The following is a 6,700-nucleotide window of genomic DNA, read 5'->3' on the forward strand; positions in this document are numbered from 1 at the left end:
TGATCCGGTCGCCAACTATGACCGGGTCAGGCGCAAGTACAGCGATTGGGGCTCCGATCCCGACCCGCAGCCGATCGCGACCCGCACGGTCGATTCGGCGCCGCAGACCGCGGTGGTCTCCCCCAATGCCATGGCGAACGACCCGGTTTTGCAACCTCCGGTTGACAGCGCCCCCGCCAATCCCGCAATTACACCTCGTTAACCACACCGCAGTGATTGCGGTTTAAGGGGCAGGTGATGGGGGACGTCAGCGCCGAGCCGAGCATGGAAGAGATCCTCTCTTCGATCAAACGCGTGATCGAGGAGAGCGAAGCCGCGCCCGCCGCACGCAAGCCACGGCCGATTCGCGCTATGCCGCCCCCGCCGCCGGTCGAGCGCGAGGAAGTGCTCGAACTGTCCGATCCGGCCCCGTTTCCGGAAGCTCCCGTCGAAAAGCCGCGCGCGGCGCCGGCGCCAGCGCGCCCCGACTCGATCCTGTCCCCCGATGCCGCCGAAGCGAGCCGTGGCCCGCTCGAGGCGCTGTCGCGGCTGGTGATCAAGCCCGAGGTGACCGGCAGCGACACGCTGGAGGGGATGGTGCGCGAGATGCTCCGCCCGATGCTGCGCGACTGGCTCGACACGCACCTGCCCGATATCGTCGAGACGATGGTGGCCAAGGAAATCGCCCGCATTTCCGGGCGCGGCCTTTAGAGCCTGAATTCCGCGGCTTGCCGTTGCGTGGCGGCGTGGGGGTGGTAACCTCCCGGCCATGAAAACGCTTTCCCTCGCCCTTGCCGGGCTTTTGATCGCGGCGCCCGCGAGCGCGCGCCAACTGACCATCGACGATGTGACGATGCTCTCGCGCGTCTCCGGCCCCGTCGTCTCCCCGGATGGGCGCTGGCTGGTGTGGCAGCAGCGCGAGACCGATCTGGCGATCAACGGCGGCCGGTTCGATATCTGGCGGCTCGACCTCAAGACGCGCGGCGCACGGCCCGAAAAGCTGCTCGCCGAGGCCGACGTCAACGAAACCGGCCCCGATTTCGGCCCCGACGGCACGCTCTATTTCCAGTCGGACAAGGGCGGGGCGGACAATGTGTGGGCGCTGCCCGCCGCCGGCGGTGTCGCGCGGCAGGTAACCAGCTTCAAGGGCGGCTTCGGCGGGTTCAAGCTGGCGCCGACCGGCGACCGGCTGGTGGTTTGGGCCGACCGCAAGCCCGGCGCGCCGAGCCTGGAGCCGGCGATGGTCAAGAAGGACGCCAACGCCGGGTCCGGTCGCACCTATGACCAGTTGTTCATCCGCCATTGGGACACATGGGGCAATGGCGACCGATCGCAATTGTTCGTGCTGCCGCTGGCGAACGGAGTCGCGACGGGGGCCGGCACGCCGATCGTGGGCGCGCTGATCGGCGACAGCCCGTCGAAGCCCTATGGCGGCGGTGAGGAAGTCGCGTGGAGCGCGGACGGCAGGACCGTCTATTTCGCGATGCGTGAGGCGGGGCGGATCGAGCCGCTGTCGACCAACCTCGATATCTTCGCCGCCCCCGCCGACGGGTCGGCGGCGCCGGTCAATCTGACTGCCGCGAACCATGCGCTCGACAATCTGCCGAGCGTTTCGCCCGATGGCAAAACGCTGGCGTGGGTGGCGATGAAGCGCCCGACCTATGAAGCCGATCGCCAGGTCCTGATGGTCCGCGACCTCGCCACCGGTCGGGTCCGCGCGCTGACCGAAGGGTGGGATCGCTCGGTCGCGTCGATAGCCTGGTCGCCCGACAGCAAGCGGCTGTACGTCACCGCCGACGATACGCAGGAAACGCCGGTGTTCGCGGTCGATGCCGCCAGCGGGAAGGTGACACGCCTGACGCAGGAAGGGCATGTCGGCGCGGTGGTGCCGACGACGGCGGGCCTGGTGCTCCAGATCAACAGCCTGGTCGCGCCCGACGATTTCTTCCTGCTGGCCGGGGACAAGGGCGCTCCGGCACGGCTGACCAGCGTCAACGCCGACAAGCTGGCCGGGATCGAGATGCCGACGGTGTTCCGCTTCAGCTTCACCGGCGCGAACAACGACACCGTCTGGGGCTATGTGGTGCGCCCGTCGCAGGTCGCTCCGCCGGCGGCGGCGCGGGTGCCGGTGGCCTTCATGGTCCACGGCGGACCGCAGGGATCGAGCAACAACAGCTGGTCCTACCGCTGGAACCCGGCGCTGTTCGCGGGCGCCGGATACGGGCTGGTCGCCGTCGATTTCCACGGGTCGACCGGCTACGGCCAGGCCTTCACGGACGCGATCCGCAACAATTGGGGCGGCTGGCCGCTGGAGGACCTGCAAAAGGGGCTGGCGGCCGCTACGAGCAAGTTCGACTGGCTCGACGGCGACAACGCCTGTGCTCTGGGCGCCAGCTATGGCGGCTATATGATGAACTGGATCGAGGGCAACTGGCCGGACCGGTTCAAGTGCATCGTCCAGCACGACGGCGTGTTCGACGCCCGCGCCATGGCCTATGAGACCGAGGAGCTGTGGTTTGACGAATGGGAGCACGGCGGCAAGGCCTATTTCGAGGATCCTGCGGCGTTCGAGAAGTGGAACCCGGTCAACCACGTCACCGCGTGGAAGACGCCGATGCTGATCTTCCACGGCGAACGCGATTTCCGCATCCCCTACACCCAGGGAATCGCCGCCTTCACCGCGCTTCAGCGGCGCGAGGTGCCGTCGCGACTGGTGGTGTTCCCGGACGAGAACCACTGGGTGCTCAAGCCGAAGAATTCTCGCCAATGGTATCTCGAGGTGCTGGGCTGGCTGGGGAAATGGACGAAGAACACGCCCGCCGAATAGCGCGGCCAGCGGCGATGGGAGGGGTGGGCATCGCTTCCGGCGCCGTATAAAGCCGCGCGACCATGACCGATCTTCCCAAGACCTTCGATCCCGCCGCCATTGAAGCCCGCTGGTACAGCCATTGGGAAGCGAATGGCCTGTTTCGCCCCGAACGGCCCGGCGCGGAGCCGTGGACGATCGTCAACCCGCCGCCCAACGTCACCGGCAGCCTGCACATCGGCCATGCGCTCGACAACACGTTGCAGGACATTTTGGCCCGCCACGCCCGGCTGAAGGGCAAGGACGCGCTGTGGGTGGTCGGCACCGACCATGCCGGTATCGCGACGCAGATGGTGGTCGAGCGGCAGATGGCGCTCAAGCAGGAGAAGCGCACCGATTTCACCCGCGAGAAATTCGTCGCCAAGGTGTGGGAATGGAAGGCGGAAAGCGGCGGCGAGATCACCCGCCAGCTTCGCCGGCTGGGCTGTTCGATGGATTGGGCCAACGAACGATTCACCATGGATGAGGGCTTTTCGAAAGCCGTGCTCAAGGTGTTCGTCGAGCTGCACAGGCAGGGGCTGCTCTATCGCGACAAGCGGCTGGTGAACTGGGATCCGGGGCTGGGCACCGCGATCAGCGACCTGGAGGTCGAGACGCGCGAAGTGAAGGGCAGCTTCTGGCGGCTGCGCTACCCGCTGGCCGATGGCAGCGGCTCGATCGAGGTGGCGACCACCCGGCCGGAAACGATGCTGGCCGACATGGCGGTGGCGGTGCACCCCGACGATGAGCGGTATAAGGCGCTGGTCGGCAAGCAGGTGCGGCTGCCGATCACCGGGCGGTTGATCCCGATCGTCGCGGACGAACATGCCGACCCCGAACTGGGATCGGGCGCGGTCAAGATCACGCCGGGGCATGACTTCAACGATTTCGAGGTCGGCCGCCGCGCCGGGATCGAGGCGCGCGACATGCTCAACATGCTCGACGCGAAGGCGAACATCACCCAGACCGCCGACGGGCTGATCCCGGCCGATCTGATCGGGCTGGAGCGGTTCGAGGCCCGTAAGCAGGTTGTCGAACGGCTCAAGGCCGACGGCGTGCTGATTCCGCACGTCGACAAGGACGGCGAGGCGCACGACGCCGAGCCGCGCACGATCCAGACGCCCTATGGCGACCGGTCGGGCGTGGTAATCGAGCCGTGGCTGACCGACCAATGGTATGTCGACGCCGCCACGCTGGCCAAGCCGGCGATCGAGGCGGTCCGCTCCGAAGCGATCAGGATCGTGCCGAAATCCTGGGAAAAAACCTATTTCAACTGGATGGAGAACATCCAGCCGTGGTGCGTGTCGCGGCAATTGTGGTGGGGACATCGGATTCCTGCGTGGTTCGCCGACGATGGCCGCGTGTTCGTCGCCGAGACCGAGGAGGAGGCGCAGCGCGAGGCGGGCAATGTCACGCTGACCCGCGATCCTGACGTCCTCGACACGTGGTTTTCCTCGGCATTGTGGCCGTTCGCGACGATGGGCTGGCCGGACGAGACAAGCCCGACGCTGCACGGGCGCTACCCCAACGACGTGCTGATTTCCGGCTTCGACATCCTGTTCTTCTGGGACGCGCGGATGATGATGCAGGGGCTGCACTTCATGAAGGAAGTGCCGTTCCGCACGCTCTACCTGCACGGCCTCGTCCGCGCCGCCGATGGCGCCAAGATGTCCAAGTCGAAGGGCAATACCGTCGATCCGCTCGGGCTGATCGACAAATACGGCGCCGACGCGCTGCGGTTCTTCATGGCGGCGATGGAAAGCCAGGGCCGCGACATCAAGATGGATGAGAAGCGGGTCGAGGGATACCGCAACTTCGCGACCAAGCTGTGGAACGCCGCGCGCTTCTGCCAGGCGAACGGCATCGGCGCCTCCGCGCATCTGGAGCCGCCGGCCGCCAATCTGGCGGTCAACCGATGGATCATCGGCGAGACCATCGCCGCCGTGCAGGCGGTCGACCTGGCGCTGGCCGACCTGCGGTTCGACGGGGCGGCGGACGCGATTTATCATTTCGTGTGGAGCCGGTTCTGCGACTGGTATCTGGAACTGACCAAGCCGGTGCTGTCGCCCGCGATGGGCGAACGCGGCGAAGGGCCGGACGCCGATGAGACCCGCGCGGTGGCGGGCTGGGTGCTCGACCAGATCCTGGTGCTGCTCCACCCGTTCATGCCGTTCATCACCGAAGAATTATGGTCGGCGATGGGCGCGCGGTCGCACGAGCTGATCGTCGCACAATGGCCGATGGCGGATGCCCGCGCGCTCGATCCCGAGGCGGGCAGGGAGATCGACTGGCTGATCCGCCTCGTGAGCGAGATCCGCGCCGCGCGGACCGAACTGAACGTGCCGCCGGGCGCGCGCCTGCCCGTGCATGTCCGCGATGCGTCGCCGACGACGATCGAGCGGCTGGCGCGGCAGGAGGCGTCGCTGGCGCGGCTCGCGCGCGTCGATTGCGCGACCGGGGACGTGCCCGCCGGCGGTGCGCTCCAGATCGTCGTCGACGAAGCGACGTTCGTGGTGCCGCTGGAAGGGGTGATCGACCTCGACGCGGAACGCGCCCGGCTGGCGAAGGCGATCGCGGCGGCGGAGAAGGAGCGCGACGGGCTGGCCGGGCGGCTGGGCAACCCCAGCTTTGTCGAACGTGCCAAGCCCGAAGCGGTGGAGAAGGCGCGCGCCGATCATGCCGAAAAGGCGGCCGAGGCCGAACGGCTGGGCGCGGCGCTGGCGCGGTTGGGGTGAGTTTGGATCGCCGAACCCCGTTCGCGTCGCGCGCCGTCGAGGCGCCCGCGGCCGATCTGCTGTGCCCGCCCTTGCGCGAAACCAAAGGATAGCCCGCGATGCCGCGCCCTGTGCACGACCTGACGCAAGGGCCGATCGGCCGCACGCTGCTGGTGTTCGCGCTGCCGACGCTCGGCTCGAATATCCTCCAGTCGCTCAACGGGTCGATCAACTCGATCTGGGTCGGCCGGTTCCTGGGCGAAAGCGCGCTGGCGGCGACCTCCAACGCCAACATCATCATGTTCCTGACGTTCGGCGCGGTGTTCGGTTTCGGCATGGCGGCGACGATCCTGATCGGCCAATCGATCGGCCGCCATGATATCGACGCGGCGCGGCGCGCGTTCGGGTCCGCGTTCGGTCTGGTGGTAGGCGGGGCGGTGCTGATCGCCGCGCTCGGCTGGATCTTTGCGCCCGCGATCCTTCATCTCCTGGCGACCCCAGGGGAGGCGCAGGCGATGGCGCTCGCCTATCTGCGCGTCATCTTCCTGGGACTGCCGCTGTCGATGCTGGGGGTGATGATCCAGATGAGCCTGCGCGGGGCCGGCGATGCGCTGACGCCGCTGTGGTTCATGGCGCTGAGCGTGGTAATCGACAGTGCGATGAACCCGCTGCTGATCGCCGGGCTCGGGCCGTTTCCGCGCATGGGCATCGCCGGATCGGCGACCGCGACTCTGATCGCCGGGGCGGTCTCCACCATTGGTCTGGTCATCTACGTCTATGCCCGCGACCTGCCGATCCGGCTGCGTGGCGCCGAGCTGCGCTACCTGATCCCGGAGGCGGCGCTGGTGCGCACCATCGTTGCCAAGGGGTTGCCGATGGGCGCGCAGATGCTGGTGATGTCCTCCGCCGGGCTGACGATGGTCGGGCTGGTCAACCGGCTGGGGGTCGATACCGCCGCCGCCTATGCCGTGTCGCAGCAGCTGTGGACCTACATCCAGATGCCGGCGATGGCGATCGGCGCGGCGGTGAGCGCGATGGCGGCGCAGAACATCGGCGCCGGGCGCTGGGACCGGGTGGAGGAGATCACCCGATCGGGCGTGGTCATGAACACCGTCATCACGCTGGCGGTGATCGCGGCGATCCTGTTGTTCGACCGGCCGGT

At 67.7% G+C, this 6,700-nt stretch carries 4 protein-coding genes and 1 pseudogene; all 5 read left to right on the top strand.

Annotated elements, in window-relative coordinates; genetic code table 11:
- Positions 1-202: pseudogene (locus VNR91_RS12195) on the top strand (hypothetical protein); the annotation flags it as partial.
- Positions 203-237: 35 nt separating this feature from the next.
- Complete coding sequence (locus VNR91_RS12200; protein WP_325491048.1) at positions 238-690, top strand: DUF2497 domain-containing protein; 453 nt, start codon at positions 238-240, stop codon at positions 688-690.
- 58 nt (positions 691-748) lie between these two features.
- Positions 749-2,806, top strand: coding sequence for a S9 family peptidase (locus VNR91_RS12205; RefSeq protein WP_325491049.1), 2,058 nt, complete (start codon positions 749-751; stop codon positions 2,804-2,806).
- Positions 2,807-2,868: 62 nt separating this feature from the next.
- The gene (locus tag VNR91_RS12210) at positions 2,869-5,559 is read left to right on the top strand and encodes a valine--tRNA ligase (RefSeq protein ID WP_325491050.1); all 2,691 of its coding nucleotides are present in this window, start codon (positions 2,869-2,871) and stop codon (positions 5,557-5,559) included.
- 98 nt (positions 5,560-5,657) lie between these two features.
- Positions 5,658-6,700, top strand: a 1,043-nt coding sequence (locus tag VNR91_RS12215) for an MATE family efflux transporter (RefSeq protein WP_325491051.1), incomplete at its 3' end; no start/stop codon positions are given.

Source organism: Sphingomonas sp., from assembly GCF_035555815.1.
Taxonomy (GTDB): domain Bacteria; phylum Pseudomonadota; class Alphaproteobacteria; order Sphingomonadales; family Sphingomonadaceae; genus Sphingomonas.

Excerpts from the sequence above, each read along its gene's own strand:
- VNR91_RS12200 (WP_325491048.1), top strand. The coding sequence starts at position 238 with ATGGGGGACGTCAGCGCCGAGCCGAGCATGGAAGAGATCCTCTCTTCG.
- VNR91_RS12205 (WP_325491049.1), top strand. The coding sequence starts at position 749 with ATGAAAACGCTTTCCCTCGCCCTTGCCGGGCTTTTGATCGCGGCGCCC.
- VNR91_RS12210 (WP_325491050.1), top strand. The coding sequence starts at position 2,869 with ATGACCGATCTTCCCAAGACCTTCGATCCCGCCGCCATTGAAGCCCGC.